At 56.2% G+C, this 24,024-nt stretch carries 17 protein-coding genes; 9 read left to right on the forward strand and 8 right to left on the reverse strand.

Going from position 1 to position 24,024, the window contains the following annotated elements; all coding sequences use genetic code 11:
• Nucleotides 1-189: 189 nt before the first annotated feature.
• From WN982_RS30725 to WN982_RS30735, 3 genes are read left to right on the forward strand one after another with little or no spacing between them, the layout of a single operon-like run.
• Nucleotides 190-1,344: a hypothetical protein gene (locus WN982_RS30725; RefSeq protein WP_341319320.1), complete on the forward strand. Its 1,155-nt coding sequence runs from the start codon at nt 190-192 to the stop codon at nt 1,342-1,344.
• Between the two features lie 54 nt (nt 1,345-1,398).
• Nucleotides 1,399-2,148, forward strand: a complete 750-nt coding sequence (locus tag WN982_RS30730) for an ABC transporter permease (protein ID WP_341319468.1) — start codon at nt 1,399-1,401, stop codon at nt 2,146-2,148.
• The gene (locus WN982_RS30735) at nt 2,145-2,798 is read left to right on the forward strand and encodes an ABC transporter ATP-binding protein (RefSeq protein WP_341319321.1); all 654 of its coding nucleotides are present in this window, start codon (nt 2,145-2,147) and stop codon (nt 2,796-2,798) included. The genes WN982_RS30730 and WN982_RS30735 overlap by 4 nt, the downstream gene beginning before the upstream one ends.
• Nucleotides 2,799-2,998: 200 nt before the next feature.
• On the opposite strand, the gene WN982_RS30740 is transcribed toward WN982_RS30735, so the two are convergent.
• The 4 genes from WN982_RS30740 to WN982_RS30755 all read right to left on the reverse strand — a co-directional run bounded on the left by WN982_RS30740 (nt 2,999) and on the right by WN982_RS30755 (nt 6,141).
• Nucleotides 2,999-3,226, reverse strand: coding sequence for a hypothetical protein (locus WN982_RS30740; protein ID WP_341319322.1), 228 nt, complete (start codon nt 3,224-3,226; stop codon nt 2,999-3,001).
• Nucleotides 3,227-3,262: 36 nt separating this feature from the next.
• The gene (locus tag WN982_RS30745; RefSeq protein WP_341319323.1) at nt 3,263-3,889 is read right to left on the reverse strand and encodes a class I SAM-dependent methyltransferase; all 627 of its coding nucleotides are present in this window, start codon (nt 3,887-3,889) and stop codon (nt 3,263-3,265) included.
• Nucleotides 3,890-4,235: 346 nt separating this feature from the next.
• The gene (locus WN982_RS30750) at nt 4,236-4,538 is read right to left on the reverse strand and encodes a hypothetical protein (RefSeq protein WP_341319324.1); all 303 of its coding nucleotides are present in this window, start codon (nt 4,536-4,538) and stop codon (nt 4,236-4,238) included.
• Between the two features lie 352 nt (nt 4,539-4,890).
• The gene (locus WN982_RS30755; RefSeq protein WP_341319325.1) at nt 4,891-6,141 is read right to left on the reverse strand and encodes a hypothetical protein; all 1,251 of its coding nucleotides are present in this window, start codon (nt 6,139-6,141) and stop codon (nt 4,891-4,893) included.
• Nucleotides 6,142-7,066: 925 nt separating this feature from the next.
• On the opposite strand from WN982_RS30755, the gene WN982_RS30760 reads away from it, so the two are divergent.
• The 3 genes from WN982_RS30760 (at nt 7,067) to WN982_RS30770 (ending at nt 14,630) form a co-directional block, all read left to right on the forward strand.
• The gene (locus WN982_RS30760) at nt 7,067-9,874 is read left to right on the forward strand and encodes an FkbM family methyltransferase (protein ID WP_341319326.1); all 2,808 of its coding nucleotides are present in this window, start codon (nt 7,067-7,069) and stop codon (nt 9,872-9,874) included.
• A 27-nt stretch (nt 9,875-9,901) separates the two neighbouring features.
• Nucleotides 9,902-13,177, forward strand: a complete 3,276-nt coding sequence (locus WN982_RS30765; protein WP_341319327.1) for a glycosyltransferase — start codon at nt 9,902-9,904, stop codon at nt 13,175-13,177.
• A gap of 298 nt (nt 13,178-13,475) precedes the next feature.
• Nucleotides 13,476-14,630 (forward strand): glycosyltransferase family 1 protein, encoded by a 1,155-nt coding sequence (locus WN982_RS30770; protein WP_341319328.1) that lies wholly within the window; start codon nt 13,476-13,478, stop codon nt 14,628-14,630.
• On the opposite strand, the gene WN982_RS30775 is transcribed toward WN982_RS30770, so the two are convergent.
• From WN982_RS30775 to WN982_RS30785, 3 genes are all read right to left on the reverse strand, one after another.
• The gene (locus WN982_RS30775; RefSeq protein ID WP_341319329.1) at nt 14,623-15,741 is read right to left on the reverse strand and encodes a glycosyltransferase family 1 protein; all 1,119 of its coding nucleotides are present in this window, start codon (nt 15,739-15,741) and stop codon (nt 14,623-14,625) included. The genes WN982_RS30770 and WN982_RS30775 overlap by 8 nt on opposite strands.
• 183 nt (nt 15,742-15,924) lie before the next feature.
• The gene (gene gmd, locus WN982_RS30780) at nt 15,925-16,962 is read right to left on the reverse strand and encodes a GDP-mannose 4,6-dehydratase (RefSeq protein WP_341319469.1); all 1,038 of its coding nucleotides are present in this window, start codon (nt 16,960-16,962) and stop codon (nt 15,925-15,927) included.
• A 171-nt stretch (nt 16,963-17,133) separates the two neighbouring features.
• Nucleotides 17,134-18,300: a polysaccharide biosynthesis/export family protein gene (locus WN982_RS30785; RefSeq protein ID WP_341319330.1), complete on the reverse strand. Its 1,167-nt coding sequence runs from the start codon at nt 18,298-18,300 to the stop codon at nt 17,134-17,136.
• Between the two features lie 149 nt (nt 18,301-18,449).
• Between WN982_RS30785 and WN982_RS30790 the strand changes: the two genes are divergently transcribed.
• From WN982_RS30790 to WN982_RS30800, 3 genes are all read left to right on the forward strand, one after another.
• Nucleotides 18,450-19,598 (forward strand): glycosyltransferase family 1 protein, encoded by a 1,149-nt coding sequence (locus WN982_RS30790; protein ID WP_341319331.1) that lies wholly within the window; start codon nt 18,450-18,452, stop codon nt 19,596-19,598.
• Nucleotides 19,599-21,647, forward strand: coding sequence for a capsular biosynthesis protein (locus tag WN982_RS30795; protein WP_341319332.1), 2,049 nt, complete (start codon nt 19,599-19,601; stop codon nt 21,645-21,647).
• A gap of 74 nt (nt 21,648-21,721) precedes the next feature.
• Nucleotides 21,722-22,396: an HAD family phosphatase gene (locus tag WN982_RS30800; protein WP_341319333.1), complete on the forward strand. Its 675-nt coding sequence runs from the start codon at nt 21,722-21,724 to the stop codon at nt 22,394-22,396.
• Between the two features lie 106 nt (nt 22,397-22,502).
• Here the strand turns inward: WN982_RS30800 and cysS are convergent, their stop codons facing one another.
• Nucleotides 22,503-23,891, reverse strand: coding sequence for a cysteine--tRNA ligase (gene cysS / locus WN982_RS30805; RefSeq protein WP_341319334.1), 1,389 nt, complete (start codon nt 23,889-23,891; stop codon nt 22,503-22,505).
• Nucleotides 23,892-24,024: the final 133 nt, after the last annotated feature.

The raw sequence follows: 24,024 nt of genomic DNA on the forward strand, positions 1-24,024 counted from the left end.
AAGAGGAGAATGCAACGCCAAGTTGTTGCATTCCTTACAGGCAAAGCGATTGCGTAAGGACTCGTATCGGCACACGTAAAACGTTTGCGCCGACCTTGGCTACCAGATTCTGCGGGCATTTCCGCACTTCCCTTTGATGCGCGTGCGACATCAAGGGAATCGAAAGAATTATTCAGTTTGGATAAGACGTTGGAAACTGTATCTAGCAACAACGCGGCACTGCCGCCGTCGGGGAACAAGAAAGGTCTGGTCGAGCGCATCAAGGGAGTCAATCGGCTCTTTGCGTTGACTGTCGTGGTGCCGACCGCGATCGCCGTGGCGTATTTCGGGCTGATTGCGTCGGATGTGTATGTTTCTGAGTCACGCTTCGTGGTGCGCAGTGCGCAACGGCAGAGCCAGACCAGCGTGGTGGGCGCACTACTACAGGGCACCGGGTTCTCGCGCGCGCAAGACGATACATATCCCGTGATCGACTACATTCAGTCGCGCGACGCGCTCAAGGAATTGAACCAGGGCGACTATATTGCCGACGCATACGGCAATCATGGCGACTTCTTGAGCCACTTTTCACGGAGTTTCGACAACAGTTTCGAAGCGCTGTGGAAGTACTATGGCAAGCACATTGTCACGGTCGATTTCGATTCGACTTCGGCGATTACCACGCTCCAGGTTCGCGGCTATACCGCCAACGACGCAGAAAAAATCAACGAGACGCTGCTGGAGATGAGCGAGCGGTTGGTCAACCGGATGAACGCGAGGGCAGCGGCAGACACGGTTCAGTTCGCGCAGAGCCAGGTGGATGTGGCGGCCGGCAAAGCCAAGGACGCCGCGGCGGCATTGGCCACCTACCGTAATTCGTACACGGTATTCGATCCCGATCGACAGTCTGCCATGCAGTTGCAGCAAGTCACCGCACTGCAAACACAGTTGTTCGCGGCCCAAACCCAATTGATCCAGTTGCAGTCGATTTCGCCCCAAAACCCGCAAATCCCGGTCTTGAAGACGAGTATCGCCTCTCTGGAAAAGCAGATCGAAGGGACCACCGGCGGCGTGACGGGCGGAAAAAATTCGCTGTCGAATAAGGCGGCTGCGTACGCGCGTCTGCAACTTGATTCGCAGTTTGCCGACAAGCAGTTGGCATCGGCGATGGCTGCGCTCGAGAGCGCACGCGCTGAAGCGCAGCGCAAGCAGCTTTATCTAGAGAGGCTGGTGCAGCCGAATACGCCGGATGTGGCGATTGAGCCAAAGCGGATCAAATCCATTTTCGAAGTTTTCGCGCTGGGGATGATTGTCTGGGGCGTGTTGAGTCTGCTGCTTGCGGGCGTGCGTGAACACCACGACTAAGGATCGGAAACTGTGCATCACGACACACCCTTCCTGAGATCACTGCAAATTCAAATGCGCGTCGTCGGCGCGCTTTTGATGCGGGAAATCTTGACGCGATATGGGCGGCACAACGTCGGCTTCTTGTGGATTTTCTTCGAGCCGATGATGTTCACGCTTGGGGTGCTCGCTCTGTGGACAGCCACGAAGGCGACACATGGCTCAACGCTTCCGATCACCTCTTTCGCAGTCACTGGGTATTCCTCGGTGCTCCTATGGCGTAACTGCGCGAACCGGTGCGCACTTGCTATTCTGCCGAACCAGGCTTTGCTCTATCACCGCAATGTGCGCGTGATTGATTTGTTCATGGCACGGGTGCTGCTGGAAATCGCGGGAGCTACGATGTCCTTCGTTTTCTTGACAGTTCTCTTCGTGACTATTGGACTGATGCAACCTCCCCAGGACATCACGCTGGTCATCGGCGCGTGGATTTATCTGGCTGTTTTCGGCAGTTCGCTTGGATTTGCTATCGGCGCCCTGAGCGAGCGAAGCGAAACTGTGGAGCGCGTTTGGCATACAGTGGCGTACTTGCTGTTCCCACTATCCGGCGCCCTCTTCATGGTCGATTGGTTACCGACCAATTTCCAGAAAATCGTTCTGCTTCTGCCAATGGTTCACGGCACCGAAATGCTTCGCGGCGGCTATTTCGGATCGTTGGTTAAGCCGCACTATGATGTCGGCTACATGATTGCGTGCGACTTGGCCCTGATGTTCGTGGGTCTATTTCTCGTCAAGGATGCTAGTAAGCGAGTCGAACCCGAATGATCGAGCTCAAGGAACTCTGCAAGGACTATCACACGCGGCAAGGCAGCCGGCGCGTTCTCGACGGGATCAATCTGCGTGTCAACGCGGGTGAGAAGATCGGTATCCTCGGACGCAATGGCGCGGGCAAGTCGACAATGATCCGGATGATTAGCGGAGCCGAATTACCGACCTCCGGCAAAATCCGCCGCAATATGAGCGTGTCCTGGCCTCTCGCATTCGGCGGCGCATTTCAGGGCAGCCTGACTGGGATGGACAACCTCCGGTTCATCTGCCGCGTATACGGTGCAGACGCAAAGGCGGCAGAACCGTTTGTTCAGGAATTCTCCGAGCTCGGCTACTATCTGCGCGAGCCGGTTAAGAGTTACTCAGCCGGTATGCGCGCACGGCTCGCCTTTGCCATCTCGATGGCAGTCGAATTCGATTGCTTCCTGATCGATGAAATCGTCGCTGTCGGTGACAGCCGCTTTCATGCGAAGTGTCACCACGAGCTTTTCGAGCGTCGCCAAGACCGTTCACTGATCATCGTGAGTCACGATGCAGGTTATATCCGAGAGCACTGCGATCGCGCTGCCGTACTGGTCCAAGGAAAATTGCACTCGTTTGATCAAATTGAGGAAGCCTACAGCTTCTACCAGGAGAGCGTAAGCTAGCGCATTCAACAAGCGAGCCCCCCGCCCGAACTGCAGACTGCAACCGCATCACCAACCTGACGTAACCCGCTCCACCCTGACGAGGGAGCGGGTCAAAGTCAGGATTGCCTGTCAGCAAGATCGTTAAAAGGAAACCTTTTCGATCAGCTCTTCATCACAAATCACACGATCCATATCGTCCCGTCTGTTGCGCGTCAACGTCAACCCGACGCGCAGCAGACAGATTTATGCAACAACGCCATTCCTGATCGACAACCATCCAGCATTGCTAAATCTGCCGTCTGGCGGTTCGCGCGCGGGAATAGCGTCAGCATTGCGGGCGCACACTGCCAGAAAAGATGATTGAAAACTGCAATTCTGGCAGGAACGAGATTCACCGCTCGACGCAAACTTTCTCCGGTCTGCGTGGCGGTGATCACGTGAATCATTATCTGGCCCCTTTCGCTTGATCCGATTCTCCTGGATCAGACATTCGCTCTTTTAACTGCGATGTCGCAGAACATATTCTTTTCGAGCGCAAATCCTGCAACGCGCCAAGGTCCGGCTGTTACCAATTCATTGACTGCTTGAACAACACCATACGGGCCCTCTCCGAACGGATCGTAGAGCACGTAGTCATTGAACACGATGGTGCCGCTTTTCTTAACCTTTCGGGCCGACACTTCTGCATCGCGCTTCACGCTCTCGTAGTCATGTCCAGCGTCGACATAAATAAGGTCGAAAAATCCATCCGGGTATTTATCCAGCATGTCGTAACTCGGACCTTCTTCTGTCGCGATGCGATCCATCTTGCTTGCAAAGCGCATCCGGAAATACTCAAGCTGCGTTTTGTTTTCGAACAGTTCCGTCGATGGCTTGCCCCAGATAACCGGGTACTTGTGCATATCGAACAGGTCGATCGCGACAAATTTTTTAGGCTGCAATTTGTCCATCATAAATTGAGAGAAGTCGCCAGCAGCGACGCCCAATTCAGCGATTACGCCGCCGACCGTGCCAAGCCGCGCAACCATGTCGGCTCGGTTTGCAAACAACTCTGCACCTAGGATGTGCTTTCTATCGAGCGCCGGAAAGTTCGTGTGCGTGTATGCCATTACCACTCCATGTCTAAAGTGTGAAGCTGTTCTTGTCGCTGCCTCCTAAAAATGTAAGCACGAGGCACGGCAGGATTCTACAGGTTTAGAAAGTTGCCGGATTCCCTGTTTACTTGGATAAAGGTCGTCTGTATAAGAGGGAAGGTCGGAAGCCCCGCCAATTGCATGGCTTCCGTGGTGCTGTTATTCCAGTAGAGAACTGGGTGTCGTAACAGCTGGAAAAGTCTTTCATTGGTGACTGTGATGTTTGGTCTAAGAGCTTTCGACAACGCTCGGAATCGGTCAGGCAGCAATACGCGGATGCTCGTCTCCCCCGGTGCACGCGCAGGGCATTCTAGTCGATCCTTTACATTTTTGCGGTGACGATTGACGACGGACCGTCGCAAAGGTATTCTCGCCGCGCTTCTTCGCGGTTGCGGCGTCTATTGCCGAAGCCGTGCAATGAGGGCACCGCCGGCGCGTCCGCACGCGCCGGCACCTCCAGCGACAAGCACATCTCATCAAGGCCCACCCAGCCGTCAAAACCGATAATCGCGGGTGGCTGTGGCGAAGCAATACGGCTGGAAACTGACCGGCGCGAATCAACCGCGCATCGGGTTACCGCTTCCCGGTCGGCCCATCGCTCTTGAGCAATCTCTGCCGGCTGCACTCGATCTGACTTTCCTGCCGAGGCGTCGGCGGGTCGGTTAGGCAGGGCTCAGCTTTCAACTCGTTCTCGAACGCCGCCCACACCGCGGACGGAACGCCAGCGCCTCCTGATCCGATCATTCGCCGGATCTGGTTCGCGCGGCGAACTGTTGCCCGCAGTCGGTGGATTTCCTGAAGCAATCGCTGGACCGTCTCGGTCGGCTCGCGGTCGTAAATCTCGGCCAGTTCGGCGGCGGTGAGGGTCCTTTAACTGCAGATTCTGGCAATGACGGTGCAATCAGAAAGCAATTGATCTTGCGTAGAAAATTATCAGACAACCGGCAGCAAAGGGACAGTCGTTTACGACAATACGCTCATCGGAGGCATACCGGTTGTTGCGCCTCAAAGAGCAAACTTGCACGCTCCACAGACCATTCCGACATATCCATGAACCACTCAGCCGGGTCGGAGAGCGAGGCGACCGCCCGCATTAACTCGTAAAGCTTATCGGGGTCCGCAACATGCGCGTCGTGCAAATGGCTATACCGGCTGCTTAAGAAGGCGAGAGTTGACATGGCCTCCCTTGCGTTTAGCACAGGCGCATCGGCAATCCCAGCCGGATCATCTATGCACCACGCGTTAAAGGGCGACCGACCGGTCACGACGACACGCTTTCCAAGCAACAAAGCGGTCATTGCGGACGAGGACGAGAGCGTTACCAGACCCTCTGCATGCGCAAGTAACGGCTCCGTCAAGCCCTGCGTGAACGCTTGCGGCAAGAATCGAAGGCGCGGGCATGACCGGGCAAGCACGGTCTCCATTTCTACACTGAGCCGATGAACAGGATGATAAGTCGGCACACCAACCCACCCTTCAGGCAAGCGTTGGGCCCACTCATAAAGCATGTTTTCCACTTCGGCTCCTGTACCGGCGCCTTCATACGTCACCCAGTCAGGCGGCTGAGTCGCCAGAATTGCGACCTTTGCACCTTGACGCGCCTTATCCAGCTCCGCTTCAGCGTCGGCAAGATGCGGATGAATCTCCAGAGAGCGACGATAGGTCGAAGCGAGCAGTTCCTGCAGGCGCAGGCTATCGCCCGCCGGCAGCGGAAGGCTTTTGATTCGCTGTGCATGAGTTTCGAGCATCGAACCAGTTTGATGTCCACCGGGATCGTACGCGGTTCGAAATGGCTGACCAAGGCGCGGCAAGGGGGCCTGCTCGACGCTCAGAATCGGTACATCCGAAAAGACGTGGCGCAAAAAGCTACTTTGTGACGTCGCCATGACAAGGTCCGGTCGAAATTCACGCCTGATTTGTACCAACTCCCTAGTCAGGTAATTCGCTGAATCGCCTGCGCCGTAAAGCGCTTTAGAGTAATCTGCCCGCTTATGATCGAACGTCGACAGCACTTTAAAGGAATCGAGCGGAAAACAGTCCCGATCCGACTCCCCGCCACCACGCAACGCCCGCCATCGCTCGCAAACCTCGGTGTTTGCAGCAAGGGCGAAAACATCACCCCTCCCGGTTGTCGCACGCCTCGCAAGGTCCGTCCAGATGAAGTGACATGATAGGAAGTCCGGCGTCAGATGAAAAATGACCGGCTCAAGAAAAAAGAGAACGCGCATTGCTTTCGATACGTTATATGCAGGTCAAACATGAGCGCGGCCAGCTATCGCGCTCTCAAGTGGTCGGCAGTGTAATCCAATACCGAACTCTATGCGCACCGGGTGCACCACACCAAGGCGGCCGCACTGGTGTGCGCAGCATCCATACATCAAATTTTCAAGCCTAAGACTCATATGGCACTAAATGCGCTCCACGCAGCTTCGGAGTAAAACTCAAAAAATTTGCTACAGAGGCCCATACGCAAACGTTTTCAACCATATTTTTTCATTGACTGCCGAACCCCATTTCCGACCGGAATGAACCGCAAGCAACCCTGACCTCACACGCAGTCAATCTCTCACGACATTAATACAACAAGCGGGCTAAACGCACGATTTCACATTTCGATTTTTTTTCGATTGCTGTAAACTTCACTACCGTACATCGTTTGCTGTCGTCTCCGCGTTAGCTTTCGCTAGACCAACAAACACAGCAATGCAGGTCTGCGCCAAGAAATGCGATATGTAGACTTTCCCAACGGTCAAATGCCTCCCGTACCCGTACCCGCACCGATAGCGACGCAGGTTTGCCGAGCTTTGAGCATCGCCTCATCGCAGGCAATCAGCGGGTGTTGGCGCTCAACCCAGCAACTATCGAGCCCTTGTCCCGCCATACCTACGCGGTTGACGTCAATTCGTTGCCAGCGCAGCGCTCTTAAACATCATAGCGCCCCCAAGAGCCACAAATCGTGCCGAAGGAAATGCATCGCACTGCAGTCTTCACCTCCGTCAGTTTCAAGCACGCTATAACAGATGAGGACCGTTCCACCGCAACGATAGTCGCTCATTGCTGCGATATCGCGCTGCTGTCACTGCCAACCCTCGCACCCCTCACTTTCCTTTGATGTCGGTGAGCAACCAAGCTGGCCCATTCATCTAGTCGAACATGACACGCTTCATTTCGTACGCGCAAAACTTCGAGGACGTAATGTTGTTGCGCGCCTTGAAAGACGTCCCTAGCGGCTTCTATATCGATGTCGGAGCACATCACCCCGTCATCGATTCGGTCAGCAAGGCATTCTATGACCGCGGCTGGCGTGGCATACATGTCGAGCCTACAGCTGAACATGCAGACATTCTGCGCCGCGAAAGACCCGATGAGATAGTCATTCAAGCTGCCGTCTCCGATAATCGCAATGTCATCACTTTTTTCGAAATGTACGGCCTGTCGACCGGCAACGCCGACATTGCCGAGAGGCATCGCGCACAGGGTATCGAGTCCGTCCGCGTCGTAGTTCCATGCCTGACACTAGACGACGTGATCGCTCAAGCAGGAGAGCGTGAAATCCACTGGCTGAAGATTGACGTGGAGGGAATGGAACACCAAGTTCTAAGCGGCTGGCAGTGTTCGCGCCTACCGTGGATCGTAGTCGTCGAAAGCACTGTACCGAACTCCTCCGAAGAGAACTGGGAACAATGGGAGCCGCTGCTAGCGGAGAAAGGCTATCAATTTGCCTATTTCGACGGACTCAACCGCTTCTACGTCTCCCCGGAACATCTGTCGATAAAGGCGGTATTCCGTGCCTCTCCCAACGTTTTTGACAATTTCGCTCTGCATGGCGATTCGAGCGCACCGTTTTGTACATATTTGATCGATAAGCATAGAGATCGAGAGCAAGAGCTGCTACGCAACGCCGACTCTCTTACCGCCGACATCGCGTCATTGCAAACCGAGATTTCTCTCCAAATACAGACGCAGGAGGACCTGACGCGTCAAAACGAAGACCGGGCTCGCGCACTCGATGTGCAAGTCGCCGAGCTAGCGAATGAATCTCGACTCGAAAAGCAGGCTTTGTCCGAAACTCTTGCCCGCACTGAACGCGAGCTAAGGGCCGAATTGGTGGCGGTGCGCAGCGAGGAAAGCCGACTTGTACAAGAATCGGCCGAACGGGAGCGGTCTCTCTCAGCGCAACTCACTGCCGCGAAGGAAGAAGGCCACCAAGGCAAGCAGGTACTGCTTCGGGAACTGCTGACGATGGAGCAAACCCATCATCAAGCACTCGAAAAATTGCAGGGTGAACGAGACGAGCGCGAACGGATTTTGGTAGCACGACTCGTCGAGACCAAGGAAGAAATAAACCGCGAAAAAGACGCGCTGTTTCACCAGCTTCTGGCCCAAAAACAGGCTCACCTCGATTCGCGCGAACAGGCGCATCGCGAGCTGGCAGACAAGACTGCGCTCATGGCCGCAGCGCATAGCGCGCGCGAGCGTGATCTGCACGACCAGATGCGCCTGACCGCGGCAGAGCACGAACGCCTCTCTCTACATTGGGCAGAACGAGAACGGACAATGCGCGCCGAACTCGCCGCCCGCGAACAGGCTCACCTCGATTCGCGCGAACAGGCGCATCGCGAACTGGCAGACAAGACTGCGCTCATGACCGCAGCGCATAGCGCGCGCGAGCGTGATCTGCACGACCAGATGCGCCTGACCGCGGCAGAGCACGAACGCCTCTCTCTACATTGGGCAGAACGAGAACGGGCAATGCGCGCCGAACTCGCCGCCCGCGAACATGCTCACGCCGTCACCCTGCGGGCACTTCACAGCGAAATCGACGAACGCATCGAACGGCTTACTCAAGCCCATCATCTGTGCGAATTTGAGCTGCTAAATCGCGTCCAAGCCTTGAGCGAAAGATCAGTCCGTGCGGCGGAGCATCAAGACGAATGGCAGCGCCATGTTCTCAGAAGTTGCGACTCACTAAACGAAGCGAATCAATCGCTTGCTGACAAAGTTGCAGATTTGGAAAGAGGCATTCAGGCAATAGCTCAAGATAAGGCGGCTCTAAGCAAAGATCTCGAGCAACTCGACGCGGTAACGGCCGAAATCAACCGGATGAAAGCGACTGCGTCCTGGCGCTTTACGGCCCCGCTTAGAGCGCTAGCGGAGCTCCTTGGTCAATCAAACACCACACCCATGACGACGAAGGATGTCCCCTCATCCACTGATGGCAAATCTGTCGCGATCGCCGTGAAATCGGACGCCGAGGCACTATCAGCAAGAGCCGAACACGCCCTCAGCGAGGCAAATCAATCCGTCGTTACGCCTCAGCAAGAGCCGCAAGAAAACTATTCTGATCAGACGCGCGAGTTTGGACATCCCATGAAAACTATTAAACATATTGATCAACTCCTCGAGATGGACGGAGCAGAATTTTTAAAAGCCACTTACAAAGCATTGTTGAACCGTCCAACGGATTCCGGCGGAATGGCTTACTACATGGGACGCCTGCGGGCGGGACATGGAAAGGCGAAAGTGATCGCTCAAATTGCTCAATCCAAAGAAGCGAATTTCATACAACCGAAGATTCCTGGCCTGGAGGAACTTGTCGCAACGCAAGCGCGCGCGAAGCACTGGTTCCGGGGCTGGTTCTCCAAGCAGTCGTCGGTTCTAGCCCAAGTGTATCGCCTAGAATACATGTTAGGTCAGATGGAGCACCGCACGGAAGCGAGACTGATTTCGATTGAACGCAATGTCGAGGTAATTGTTGATCGCTTGAGAGACCTTCAACTAGGCGCCCATGTTGAGCCTGAAACGATGCATCAACTCCACGAAGAGTCGGTCAGAACACAGGCGCGCTCGAACATTGTCGACGGCCTAACTTTGCCGATCGAGGGCACCCCGACCGAGATCATCGCAGCGCTCGAAGCGCAGATAGCAGAGTCTTTGGAAGCGACTTCCTTCAATCGCTAAAATAAAAAACGCAAGGCACATAAGAAAATGCAATTCAATACATCATTCACTGGCCGGATTATTCAAGTTACGGAAGCTCTCGACTACGGCGACGCGGTGTCGAACCAAGTCATTGCTCTCGGCGAATTGCTGAAAGAAATGGGCCTTCAGACTGCAGTTTATTCCAAGTGGTATAACGAAAATGTCGCGCACCACCGTCATGACATTGACGAACTCTCGCTTCGAGAGAACGACATCGTCATCTACCATTACTACGGCTTCGCGGAACACACCCTCAAAGCTGTTGCCGAACAGTACTGCACAAAGATACTTCTCTATCACAACATCACGCCACACGAGTTCTTCGAGCAAAGTTCGAAGGTTCGCCAGTTCTGCCTCAAGGGCAGGGAACAACTAAAGGAAACGATCGCGAAGTTTCATTTCTTTTGGGGAGACAGCGACTACAATCTGCACGAACTAAAGGATCTCGGTGCAAGTCCCGATGCATGCTTCGTCGTTCCGATTATCGTGCCGCCCTTCCAGCGAGATGATCCTGTGCCAGCACGGGAAGCAGGTTCATGGCTCTTCGTTGGACGCATTGCACCGAACAAAAAACAGGTTGAACTGGTTAGACTTTTCGCACAAACACATGCGAAAGCGCCAGAGACTGCACAAACGTTGCATATCGTCGGCGGTTATGAATCGGACGATCCCTATTTTGTTTCTCTGCTACGTGAGATCGATGCACACGGTATCAGGGCCAGGATCAAGCTTACCGGCAAGATGTCTGACGAAGATCGCGAAGATATCTTTTCTCGCGCCATGGTCTATGTATCGCTAAGCGAACACGAGGGGTTCGGCGTCCCACTAGTCGAGGCGCCGCTTCGCGGCATGCCGGTCGTCGCCGTAAATAGCTCCGCCGTTGGCGAAACGATGGGCAATTGCACGGGTCTGGTGAATACGAGCGACGAACTCACCGAGTTGATTGCTCGTCTTATGGTCGACAACGATCTACGTGCAAGCGTTCTCGACAAACAACAGATCAACGCGATGCGCTTCTTTCCCAAGGCTGTCCAGAGAATGGCATCCTTGGCTCTTCGCCCAGCCCTGCCCCAACGCCGGCAGTTCAAGAAAGTATCTGTAGTCATCTGCACCTACAACCGACGCGGATATCTGGAACGTTGCCTCGACTATCTTCGTTACCAGACCTGTACGGATTTCGAAGTTGTGGTTGTCAATGGGCCTTCAAATGACGGGACCGCAGAACTGCTTGAACGCTACGCCGACAAAATTAAAATTGTCCAGAATCCGGAAAGAAACCTTTCGAAGTCGCGCAACCTCGGTATCGAATTGGCAGACGGCGACATCATTGCCTTTATCGACGACGACGCGATTCCATTTGACGACTGGATTCACAATATTTTGCTGGAATACAACTCCCGGCCGCTGACAACAGCCGGCTTGGGTGGGCCAGCCTACTACGCCGGGTCATTCTGGTTCCAGGCGCAAGACAACGGCATCAACAAGTTTTCCGAAACGAAAGTTAATATCGACAGTGACGAAATCGGTCAAGACGGCTGGTTCCGGTACAACACCGGGACCAATGCAACGTTCACTAAGCAACACCTCAGGGACGTCAATGGTTTCGACGAACAGTTCGACTATTATCTCGACGAGTCTGAGCTGTGTTTCAGACTGCAGCAAAAGAACACACTGATCGGTTATTCCGAGGATGTGATCGTTAGACATGAGTTCGCGCAAAGTCACAATCGAGGCGGCAAGTACAACTATAACTGGCTAACCATTTGCAAGAACACCGCGTACTTTGTGGCGGCTTATTCTGGATGGTCGGGCCAACTGTTGCGCAAAAAACTTGAAGAACGTATGAAGAGGGAGCGGATTGTTCCTCTTGATGCAGCGGTGCAGGCGGGAGAATTGTTGAGCTCGGAGCGGGATCGCCACGTAGCGGCGATATGGGAAGGTATTTCTCAAGGATTGGCAGATGCACAGCATCATCCTAAGTCTCGCAAACTCGCATCGCCGCCCGATGCTTTCAAACTCTACGCGCCGTCCTCGTCCTATCTGCGTGTCGGCAAAGACATTAAGTCGTTGCACATTTGCATCGTGACCAAGGAATTCCCCCCTTTCACCGGAAACGGTGGCGTAGGGACGTTGTACTACCATCTCGCCAGCGAACTGCTCCTTATGGGTCATCGGGTGAGCGTCATTACCCCTTCAGGAGAAGATCGAGTTCATAGCCAAGGACGGTTTAACATTTATTTCTCGAAGATGCAGCCGGACGCTTGGGTCAACGGGCTTGACGGCGGCTTCACTACGAATCTAATGTGGTCGCTCAGCGCATTCCACGCGCTATCGAAACTTCACAAGGAGCGTCCGATTGACGTTGTAGACTCCGCCCTCTGGGATACGGAAACTTTGGCAATATCCCTGTTGCCTTCGTCTTCGCGCCCGCCGGTCGTACTACGCCTGGTAACACCCTATCCGGTTTCGTCGCGCATCAATGGCTGGTCGGTTCCTGACAACGTCACCGCTCTCTTTGTGGAAGCAGAGCGCACGCTCTTGAGCCGCGCAAACGCCGTCATACCCATCAGCGAATCGATTGCCAAGACCGTCGAGAAAGAGCACAGCGTCCAACGCGATGTGCGTTGGCAAATGGCACATTGCGGGATTGCCTATTGGCCGTACTTTGATGTTGAGAAAGGCTATTCCGAGTTCCAAGAGTTTGAGAAAGTGCCGCGCGAAGCACTTGAATCAAGCAAGCTAGTCGTATTCGTAGGACGCCTGGAACGACGAAAGGGAATTGATTTACTGATGGAATCTGCTCAAAGAATTCTTGAAGCAGACCCGGACGCACGCCTGCTTATTGCTGGCCGCGATCCCGAAGGTTGGGCACAGCGCGCCGCCAATTTCTTAACGGAAGAAACGATTGGCCGAATCCATTTCCTCGGAGAGGTCAGTGATGCAACCCGCGATAAACTCCTGGCCCGCGCACATTGCCTCGTGTTCCCGTCTCGATACGAATCGTTTGGTTTGGTGCCTCTCGAAGCGTTCGTCCACGGAACACCTGTCATTGCATCGCGAAGCGGTGCAATTCCTGAGGTTGTTGCCCATGACTTCTGCGGTTTGCTTTTTGAGCCAGAATCCGCGGACTCGCTGGCCGACAGTGTGATTCGCACACTGGCCGAACCTGGCCTCAGGACGCGACTGTCAGACGGAGCGAAGACGCAGATTCGACGTTTCAGCAGTCGCACCAGTGCAATTCGAGCTGTCGAAGTCTATGCCGATTTGATCCTTCCTACCTGAATTTTAGACGATGCCAGGTTCTGCGATCCCGCGGAACTCGCACCGTTAAAAACTGCAGCCGCATGACTCGCTGGCCATTAGCAGGGTCTGCAATTTAAGTCTGTTCATCTTCTCCTCGATATGCGCGAGCCGGTCGGGCTCGCGCCGGCACGAATTGCTAAATTCTCTTAAGACGATCAAAGCGGCAGCCCTCCAGTTCGCGGCGATTTGGCTCCACCCCTCGTTTGTTAGACCGGCCAGACACGCCGTCAATGCGGTTCGAACGGCAGCGGCCATAGCTCCGGTCAGGCGGAGACAGTTGCTTGTCGACGTGTCCATCATTGCGACGCATGATGCCGGTACGGGCATCCAGCGAGTTGTCCGATCAATTCTGATCTCTCTATTCGAAGCCCCGCCGCCGGACGTAGAAATACGGCTAGTAAAGGCAACACGAAAGCGCGCTTATATTTACGCCAATGAGTATTCCGCCTCACTTACCGGCACTGAACGGCATTTTGATTCACATGTGACAGTTGCCAGTGGTGACATCTTTCTAGGTTTGGATCTTTCGAGCCGAATTGCTCCCCGAAGGCAGCGCGACTTCCTGTTATGGCGAAAACAAGGCGTCGTATGTGCGTTTGTCGTTTATGATCTTCTCCCTGTTTTGCATCCCCAATGGTTCACAGCGCGCGCATCCCGGTCTTTTCGGCATTGGCTTTCGACAATAGCCGTTCACGCGGATGCGCTGTTTTGCATCTCTGCTGCCGTTGCCGTTGAAGCAGCAACGCACATGGCACAGAAGTTTCGAATTGACAATAGAGAACTGAAAGTTGAATGGTTTCACCTCGGGGCAAACCCATCGACTCAAGCTGCGGCTCCCGGGCAACGGAGCGCCCCGGCCTCTCCCTTCTTTCTTGGAACACACACGGAACTGACCATACTGATGGTTGGCACTATTGAGCCGCGCAAGGGACACGCTCAAGTGCTGGACGCGTTCGAATTGCTCTGGCTTAAGGAACTCAACGTCAAATTGATCGTTGTCGGCCGCCAAGGGTGGCATGTAGACGAACTCGCCAACAGACTGCTGCTACACACTGAATTCGGTAAGCGATTGCTATGGCTTTCCAACGTAGACGATGCCGAACTTGAGGATCTGTACAAAACCGCCGACGGTCTTGTAATGGCGTCCGAGGCTGAGGGTTTCGGCTTGCCGTTAGTGGAGGCAGCTCAACATGGAGTGCCTCTTTTGGTCCGCGATCTTGCCGTGTTCCGCGAAGTCGTAGAAGACTGTGCGACGTACTTCCGCGCGAAGAGCGGTGCTGAACTTGCTCCGCAACTTCATCACTGGTTAGATGCACTTGCCGCTGGATCAGCCATCGCCAGCAACTCGGTGAAGCCACTGACCTGGCAAGCCAGCTCCGAAGAACTGAAGATGCTAATTGCACAACTTTGCGACGCAAACCAATCTAATTGAGAGCCTTGTACACTGCAGCGGTTCGTCGCGCGCATCGCTCCCACGTCATTTCACTGGCGACGTCGAGCCCCCTTTTTATCGCTGCTGCGCGCCATACATCGTCACTGATTACCTTCTCGATGCCCTCGCGCAATGCGACGTGATCGTCCGGTTCGACAAGCCAAGCGGCACCTCCGGCAACTTCCGGCAGCGATGAACTATTCGACGTAAGCGTCGGTACACCGCTTGCCAACGCTTCGAGAACGGGTAAGCCGAAACCTTCATAAAGCGAGGGCAGAAAAAATGCGCGGGCGCCGGCGTAGAGTGAAGGCAACGATGCTTCAGGCACGAATCCCAGATACCGCAACCATCCATCGACCTCGCCTCGGCCAATTTTCTCCTGCAAGCTATCGTTTAACCAACCTTTGCTGCCGGCTAAGACTAACGGGTATGCCTTACGAATTTCGACCGCCAGCTGGGAGTAGGCGTCGAGAAGACGATCGATTTGCTTGCGCGGTTCAAGTGTCGAAACGCACAATGTGTAGCCCCCGGGCGAAAGGCCGATTCGACCTAGCGGCTCGACTAACGTGGTCGCTTCATACGGGCGAAATTCTGGCAAGACACCAAGATGTACCGCTGTGATCTTTTCTTTTGCCCAGCCAAAAAAGCTTGAGACCTCGTCACGAATGGCCTCGGAGTCGGTGATCAAATGGCTTGATCTACTCAGGGTCGATGCGAAACTGCGTTCAAAATGATGTAGCCGCTCAGCCGGGTGAGTCTCAGGATATTTGAAAACAGAAAGATCGTGTATGGTAACAACACCTTCGGTCGCAGATTCCGGCAGGAAGTAGTTGGGCGAGTGAAACAGTGAGTCGCGCATCGCACGTTGAAGACGCCATTTGCGTACACCAGCAGGCGGACGCAAGAACTTTGTTATGCGGCTCCCCGCTCGCCGATTCAAGTCTTTTTTAAGCAGGGACAATGGATCTGCTATCCATTTTCCTGACGAAAAGTATCGTACGTTCTCGAAGCCGTAGTCACCGATCGAGTAGTGCTTCGCCAACTCCCATGTGTAGCGCCCAATGCCGGTCAAGGGCGGATTGATAGCATCGACTCCGAGAACCAACTTCAAAGCACGCACTCCACCATACATATGTTGTACTGCATCGCCTGCAACGCGAAGCTTACCTGCAGCGTTCCGCAGTCGAGTGGCACGGATGCTCACATCAGCGGATTGACGACTCTATAGATGATTTCGACTATAAAGAACGGCCGCAATGCGAACTGCGGCCGTAACGAGATTTCACCGATCAAGCTAGAACGAAAAGCCCACTTCATTGCGGCGTATGTCAGCTTCCACCATCATCTGACACAACTCTTCAAGTGTCGTTCGCGGCTCCCAGTCGAGCTCTCTCTTCGCCTTCTCCGCATTGCCGATGAGCAAATCCACTTCCGCCGGCCTATGGAATTTGGGATTCAACCTGACAATCGTCTTGTTAGTGGCCATATCGATGCCCACTTCGCTCTGACCGCTCCCCTCCCAAGCAATCTGAAAGCCTGCAGCTCGCGCGGCCATCGAAACGAAATCGCGCACTGTCTCCGTCCGATTCGTCGCGAGCACAAACGTGTCAGGCTTGGACGCCTGCAACATCTTCCACATGCCTTCTACATACTCCTTGGCGAACCCCCAGTCACGTTTCGCATCTAGGTTTCCAAGTTCGAGTACATCAAGTTTGCCCAAGCGGATCTTGGCCATCCCATCTGTAATCTTGCGCGTGACAAATTCGCGACCACGCAAAGGCGACTCGTGATTGAACAGAATGCCGCTGCTGCCAAAGATATTGTAGCTCTCGCGATAGTTGACGGTTATCCAATGACCGTACAATTTTGCAACCCCATAGGGACTACGGGGGTAGAACGGTGTGCCTTCGACCTGCGGTATCTCCTGCACTTTCCCGAACATCTCAGACGTGCTGGCCTGATAGAACCGGATCTCCGGATTCACGATCCGAATAGCCTCGAGGAGGTTAAGGGGACCAATTCCAGTGATTTCTGCAGTCGTTATAGGCTGATCGAACGAAACCCCGACAAAACTCTGAGCGGCCAAGTTGTAGACTTCCGTAGCTTTCGTCGTCTGCAAAAGGCGGATGCTCGAACTCAAATCAGTGAGGTCGTACTCAACAAGATGCAGATTCGGATGCTTCTCCACGCCGACGTCCGCAAGACGCCAGAAGTTCACTGAACTCGTGCGGCGATACGTTCCATAAACAATGTAGCCCTTTTCGAGCAGCAATTGCGCGAGATACGCACCGTCTTGCCCAGTAATGCCAGTTACAACTGCAATTTCTCTCATGGTCGTAGTTTTACAAGTCATTTTCTGTTCCTGATTTACCAGCAACCTGATCGCCTCATAAATGGATACCCATTTTCAGGTGCGGCGATACAGTGCAAGCAATCGCTCCCGGTGCCCCGATATCCACGTGAGTTTGGTAACCTGTCTAAACAACCTCACCATCGAAAGGGATCACCTAAACGTCTGAACCCCCGTAATCACCGGATACGCCACCGAGAACACCACATTCAAGAACTTCTGCACCTCGGCGATCGGCGCATTCGACACATACAGCAGATCCTTGTTATCCATCATGAAGCTCTGAGCGACGAAAAATGAGTTCGGGTCACGCAGATTCACGCGATACACCACCGGCACCTTGCCGTCCGCGGTAGTACGCACTGGCGTATTCGGCCACGGCAACGCTTTCGCATCTTCAAGACGGAAAATAAACACGCCCTGCGCATCCGAACGGGAATCTTGCAAACCGCCCGCACGAGCCAAAGCCTGCGCAAGCGTGATTCCTTGCGCCTCGAAATTGATTTCCTGATTCTTGCCGGTCGCACCGAGCGACGTGAAGCTAAACGGCTGGAACAGCGCTGTCACAACGTCGCCGGCGTGCAGTGGCACGTTCTGATGAGGGTCGCGAATCACCGTTTCGAGTGGCAGCGACGCAACGGTGTCGCCGCGCGTCACCTGAATCGTGATCTTGTCGACCGGCTGCTTGACGCCACCGGCCGAAGCCAGTGCGTCAAGCAAACGCTCGCCACGCGCACTCAGCGGCATCCGGTTGCTACTCGCTACGTCACCCACCACAGTGACGTACGAGGTTGCGTTGCGCGAGAGCTTGACCAGAACCTGCGGATCGTGTGCGATATTCTTCAGGCGCACTGTGATATCGCGCTGCAGTTCGGTCGGCGTACGGCCCACCGCTTTCAATTCGCCTGCGAACGGCACGTTGATTTTGCCTTCGCCATCGATCGTCTGATCCGGCAGCACGGTCACGCGCGCGTTACTTGTGCCTCCCTTCGAGTCCATTTGCGCGGCGCCAAACAGCGTAGCGGGTGGCGCCTCCCAAATCGATACCTCGATTGTGTCGCCCACACCAAGCTGCTGCTGAAATGATGTGCTACTGCCCAGTGTGGCTGAGAAATTGCCGACACTGCGCTCAGCAAAAAGCTTGCGCGCAACCTCATCGGTCACGTCGACAATCTGGATACCCGTTGGATTGGCTTGGACCGCAGCCTTGCTAATCTGCGAGCTGCTAGGTCCGGAGGTCGGAATACTCGAGCAACCGCTAAGCGAAACCGCGCCAAAGGCGATCGCTGTAAAAACAACACGACGAGACAGACGCGACATTTATTGCAAGAGTTAGCAAGAGTTAGTAAGTAAAACTTCGGTGCGAATTGTCTCACGCACTCGGGTAAAATGGCGCGCCGTGAAAAAAAATCCATGCTCGAAAGACCAAAAAAAGTCTGCACGCCCGCTAACAAACCGTACCGCACTCTGTGTCAACGATCTTTCTGGACGTCACCCGTCTCCTCACGCGCCTTTACGATGGGCTTTTGCCTACTGGTGTAGATCGCGTCGGTCTCGCATATATTCAAAAGTACGGCTCCAAAGCACGTGCAATTCTCAGCGAACGGGGTTTTTCGACGGTTTTGACCGAGTGCGATTCACAGCAAACGTTTGCTTTGCTCCTGTCATCCATCCGTAATCGAAACGCAATCCGCGCTTTAGTCGCGCGCGCGTGCCTTAATCGCCTGCGAGAAACAAGACTTAATGGCGTGTTGTTGCACACAAGTCACAACGGCATGGAATTCGGGCGTTATTACAGCGCAATGACAAAGCGTGAAATTCACCCCGTATTCATGGTGCATGACTTAATCCCGTTGACGCATGCCGAATACTGCCGTCCGGGCGTCGATTCGATTCATCGGCACCGCATGCATACCGCGCTCAAACACGCGAGCGGCCTGATAGCCAATTCGCAAGCCACGCTCGACTCGCTCGCCGCCGAAGCGCGCCACGCGAATCTGCCGCTGCCGCCTAGCGTAGTCGCTCGCCTGGCGTCAGGCGTCACACAGCGCCCCCTCGCCACCCGCCCGCTGCCCTCGCCCTACTTCGTCATGCTCGGCACCATCGAGCCGCGCAAGAACCACTGGTTCATCCTGCATGTCTGGCGGCGTCTCGTCGAACAGCTTGGCGCGGCTGCGCCCAAGCTCGTCGTCATCGGCCGGCGCGGCTGGGAATGCGAAAACGTCGTGGATATGCTGGAGCGCTGCGAAAGCCTTAAAGGCGTCGTGATCGAAGAAGCGCACTGCTCCGACGAGCAGCTTCACGCTTATCTGCAACACGCTCAGGCGCTGCTGTTCCCGTCGTTCGTCGAAGGCTACGGCATGCCGCTCGCCGAAGCCTTCGCGCTCAAAGTACCGGTGCTCGCCAGCGACCTCGACGTGTTTCACGAAATCGCCGAAGACATCCCGGACTATCTGGATCCGCTTGACGGCCCCGGCTGGCTCGCCCGCATCCAGGCCTACGCGCGCACGGACAGCCCTGAGCGCAGCGCTCAATTAACGCGCATTGAACGGTTTCGCGAGCCGACGTGGGCTGAGCATTTCGAACACGTCGACCGCTTTCTCGAGACGCTGCGCTAAATGGAGCAGCCAGTCATCGAGCAACCGGCTCCGGCGAGCGCGGCAGCCGATCTGCGCAGCATCACGCGTGGCTGGCGCTCGCTGAACTGGCTCGCCGGGCGCTCGGCGCATCCGTGGATCGACCGCTGGCTCGGACGTATGGCGCTGCGCGTCGCACGCATCTGCGGCAAGCATGTTAGTGCTGCATGGGCGGGGCCGGTCTGGTCACAGGGTCCTTCCGGTGCACCCTTGTTGTCATGGTTCGTCGTGCCGGTGGTTAATGCCGGCGCCGATGCATTTGCGGTCGCGCTCAACGCAGCACTGAATTCGACGCTCGAGCATGATCCAAACGCCGGCGCCTCGCTCGAGCTCGCGCGGCTGATGCAACGCGTACTGCGCGGGCATGCCACCACGATGCGTAGATCGCAGCACGTCTGTCCCGCCGCTTTACTCGAAACCAACCGCGCGGCCCGCGTCATGCTGATCGACGAGCGCGCGCGTTCGAATGGGCTCGGTGCGGTGGCAGTCAGCAACTCGCGACAAGCCTTCACGCGAATGGTGATGGCAGCGCGCGCCGCGCATCCACATGCCGAATTCTGGATCGCGCGTTCGGATGACAAAGGCTCAGGGCGCTGGCTCTCATCGTCGGTCGAAGCCATGCCACCGGGCATTCGGCATCTCACCGGCCGTGAATCGCTGTGCGCTGCATTGCCTCATGTCGATCACGTCTATACGCTCGGCGCCTCGGAGGGCATGCACGCGCTGCTGGCCGGTGTGCCAGTGCACGTATTCGGTGCACCCTATTACGCGGGCTGGGGATTGACCGACGACGACCTGCGCTTGCCAAACCGCACAGCGCGGCCCTCGCTCGCCGCGTTGTTCGAGGTCGTCTTCCTGCGCTTTACGCGCTATCTGAATCCGGCCACGCACACGCCGGGCACGCTCGACGATCTGCTCGACAGCATCGAGTTGCAGCAATCGGTTCAGCAACGTTTCGCGGATCTGCAGCAAGTAGCGGGGATCCGTTTCCAGTGGTGGAAGCGGCCGTTCGCTACGCCATTCGTGACTGCCGGCGGCGCGGCGTTGCGCTGGACGCGCGAGCCGCAGTCGCTGCACGCGGATGAATGCGCGGTGCTGTGGGGCGCGCGTAGCGCGGACGGTCTTCCTCCTGAGGTTCGCCGCGTCAGAATCGAAGATGGCTTCTTTCATTCGACGGGTCTCGGCTCCGACATGATCGCGCCGCGCAGTCAGGTAATCGACCGCCGCGGCCTCTACTTCGACGCCAGTCAACCGAGCGACCTCAGCGTGCTGCTGAACGAAGCCGAATTCAGCGAAGCCGAACTGGCGCGCGCGGCCGCGCTGCGCGCTCGGGTCGTCAAGCTTGGCGTCACCAAATACAATCTCGGCCGGCGTCGCCCGGCATGGACTGCGCCTGCGGGCAAACAGGTCGTACTGGTGCCGGGCCAGGTTGCCGACGATGCATCGATTCGCCTCGGCACGCGCGCCATCGCCACCGCCGACGCGTTACTGCGCGAAGTGCGCCAACAGCGCCCCGATGCATTCGTGGTCTACAAGCCGCATCCGGACGTGCTATCGGGAAATCGCAATGGGTTGATCGACGCGCGGCAACTCGCGGACGTCGTGGATACGGAAGCGGACTTGCTGTCGCTCGTCGATGTGGCGGACGAGGTTCATACGCTGTCGTCGCTCGCGGGTTTCGACGCGTTGTTGCGCGGCAAAGCCGTCTTCACTTACGGCCTGCCTTTCTACGCCGGTTGGGGATTGACGCACGATGCGCTCGCGCCAGTGCCGTGGCGGCATCGCACGCTGACATTGGACATGTTGAGCGCGGGCGTCCTGCTGCGTTATCCGCTCTACTGCGACTGGCGCACGCGTCTTTTCACGACCCCGGAAGCTGTGGTCGAACAACTCGCGCCACAGGCCGCGCGCCCGCTCGAACAGGTACGCGGCAACCGGATGCGCCCGCTTCTCAAAGCAATCCGTTGGACCCGCAACGCAATCCGCCATGCGTCATGGCGCTATCGGCAAAATCTCATGCGCCGTCCTTAGCCGCTGCGCAGCGCCTTGCGACCCCGTGCGGTATCCTTCCCGGTTCCGCGAACCTTTATCCATATCCCTGCCAGATGGCCGATTTCCCTTTCGACGCCGTACTCTTCGACTGCGACGGCGTGCTCGTCGACTCCGAACCCATCACCAATCGCGTGCTGACCGAGATGCTCGGCGAACTGGGCTGGCACCTGAGCGTCGCAGAGACGATGCGCATTTTCGTCGGCAAGGCCGTCAAGGATGAAGCACTGTTGATCGAAGCGCGCACCGGCTTCGCGATCACCACGGAGTGGCTCATGCAATTTCGCGCGCGCCGTAACGCAGCGCTCGATCGGGAACTGGTGGCGATTCCGGGCGCGGCCTCCGCAGTCCGCGCGCTGCACGCGGCATTCGATGGACGCATCGCGGTCGCCTCCGGTGCCGACCGGATCAAAGTGGAATTGCAACTGACGAAGGCCGGCATCCTCGATTGCTTCGAGGGGCGCATCTTCAGCGGCCACGAAACGCCTCGCAGCAAGCCGTTTCCCGACGTCTATCTGGCCGCGGCCAAAGCATTAGGCGTGGATCCGAAACGCTGCGCTGTCGTGGAAGACACCGTGACGGGCGCAACCGCAGGCGTGGCGGCCGGCGCGACGGTGTTCGGATATTGTCCGAGAGAACTGGGCCACAGCAGCGCGACGGCGCTGCACGGCGCCGGCGCGGTTCACGTGTTTCGGGACATGGCGGAGTTGCCCGTCTTATTGACGGAATGACGCGGCGTGCAGCGTTGACGCTGCCGACTACCGCTATTCGAACGCGGGATCGATCGAGACGCGGCGTGACGGCACCGGAAAACAGCAGGCGACGTTACGCTCGTGTTCACAACCCGGCTTTATCGAGGGGACGCAACAACTGCCCGCTCGCGCTGTCTTCGACATGCCACCCAGCCGCTTTCAACGCTTCGCGCAGACGGTCGGCTTCGCCCCAGTCCTTGCCGGCCCGAGCCTTCTCACGCTGTTCGGCCAGAAGCGCGATATCCGCGGGAATGGCAAACGCATCCGCCTTCCAGTCCGCGAGCCCTAATCCCAGCACAGTATCGAAGCAATCGACAGTCGCCCGTTGTGTCGCCGCCGGCAGATCGCTCTTGACGAGTTCCCACAGCACCGCAAGCGCGCGCGGCAAGTTCAGATCCTGATCGACCTCGGCCTTGAAACGGGCCACGAAACGCGCATCGGCCGAACCGCCTTCCGGCCATTGCACGTAGGTTCTACGCAAGCGGTCCAACGCGGATTGCGCGGCATCGAGCGCGTCCTCATTAAAACGCAAAGTACTCCGGTAGTGTGCCGTCAGGCATAAATAGCGATACGCCAGCGGATCGATGCCGCGGTCGATCAACGTCTGCAAGCGCACAAAATCGCCACCGGACTTCGACATCTTGCCGGCGTCGAGCATAAGGAAATGGCCATGCATCCAGAAGTTCGCCAGACGTGTGCCGTGACGCGCCTGTGTCTGCGCAATTTCATTACTGTGATGCACGGCGATATGATCTTCACCGCCGCAATGAATATCGAACCATGGGCCAAGGTATTTCGCCGACATCGCCGAGCACTCGATATGCCAACCCGGAAAACCGCGGCCCCAAGGACTGTCCCACTCCATTTGGCGCGTCGCATCGGATGGACTGAACTTCCAAAGCGCGAAGTCCGTAGCGCGCTGCTTTTCTCCTACCGCAACACGCTTGCCGGCCTGCAAACCCGCAACATCGAGACGCGCAAGAAAACCGTAGTCGTCCTGTTTGCCGGTGTCGAAATAGACGCCATCGGAAGTCTGATACGTGTAGCCGTTGCGTTCGAGCTCGGCGATAAAAGCGAACTGCTCGGCAATGTGATCCGTCGCGCGGCACCAGACGGCAGGCTCCAGCAGATTCAACGCTTGCCAGTCGCCCATAAAGGCCGCGGTATATCGCTCGGCGATCGCCCATGCCGATTCGCCGGTGCGCCGGCTGCCCTTCTCCATTTTGTCTTCGCCTTCGTCTGCATCGGAGACGAGATGACCGACGTCGGTGATATTGACGACGTGCCGCACGGTGTGGCCGTTCAGCGCCAACACGCGCCGAAGCACGTCTTCGAACACATAGGTCCGAAGATTGCCGATATGCGCGTGGTCGTATACCGTCGGGCCGCAGCAATACATGCCCACGTAATCCGGATTGATCGGCGTGAATGCGCGTAGGGTGCGCGACCAGGTATCGTATAGGGCAAGCGGCATTTGAATTCCCGCGGCGTTGAGCGCATTAAAACAAAAAGGCCACCGGTCAGTGACGGGTGGCCTCAGGGACATGAATGTGTACAGATCGACTCGCTAGACGCAAGCTCCCCTTGGCAAGCCGCAACAGCATGCG

The sequence above is a fragment of the Paraburkholderia sp. IMGN_8 genome, assembly GCF_038050405.1.
Taxonomy (GTDB): Bacteria; Pseudomonadota; Gammaproteobacteria; order Burkholderiales; family Burkholderiaceae; genus Paraburkholderia.

What these genes read in the sequence shown, in the direction of transcription:
- WN982_RS30760 (WP_341319326.1), top strand. Translation starts at nt 7,067, where the DNA reads ATGACACGCTTCATTTCGTACGCGCAAAACTTCGAGGACGTAATGTTG.
- WN982_RS30795 (WP_341319332.1), top strand. Translation starts at nt 19,599, where the DNA reads ATGGAGCAGCCAGTCATCGAGCAACCGGCTCCGGCGAGCGCGGCAGCC.
- WN982_RS30745 (WP_341319323.1), bottom strand. Translation starts at nt 3,889, where the DNA reads ATGGCATACACGCACACGAACTTTCCGGCGCTCGATAGAAAGCACATC.
- WN982_RS30765 (WP_341319327.1), top strand. Translation starts at nt 9,902, where the DNA reads ATGCAATTCAATACATCATTCACTGGCCGGATTATTCAAGTTACGGAA.
- gmd (WP_341319469.1), bottom strand. Translation starts at nt 16,962, where the DNA reads ATGAGAGAAATTGCAGTTGTAACTGGCATTACTGGGCAAGACGGTGCG.
- cysS (WP_341319334.1), bottom strand. Translation starts at nt 23,891, where the DNA reads ATGCCGCTTGCCCTATACGATACCTGGTCGCGCACCCTACGCGCATTC.
- WN982_RS30740 (WP_341319322.1), bottom strand. Translation starts at nt 3,226, where the DNA reads ATGATTCACGTGATCACCGCCACGCAGACCGGAGAAAGTTTGCGTCGA.
- WN982_RS30785 (WP_341319330.1), bottom strand. Translation starts at nt 18,300, where the DNA reads ATGTCGCGTCTGTCTCGTCGTGTTGTTTTTACAGCGATCGCCTTTGGC.
- WN982_RS30735 (WP_341319321.1), top strand. Translation starts at nt 2,145, where the DNA reads ATGATCGAGCTCAAGGAACTCTGCAAGGACTATCACACGCGGCAAGGC.
- WN982_RS30800 (WP_341319333.1), top strand. Translation starts at nt 21,722, where the DNA reads ATGGCCGATTTCCCTTTCGACGCCGTACTCTTCGACTGCGACGGCGTG.
- WN982_RS30730 (WP_341319468.1), top strand. Translation starts at nt 1,399, where the DNA reads ATGCGCGTCGTCGGCGCGCTTTTGATGCGGGAAATCTTGACGCGATAT.
- WN982_RS30755 (WP_341319325.1), bottom strand. Translation starts at nt 6,141, where the DNA reads ATGCGCGTTCTCTTTTTTCTTGAGCCGGTCATTTTTCATCTGACGCCG.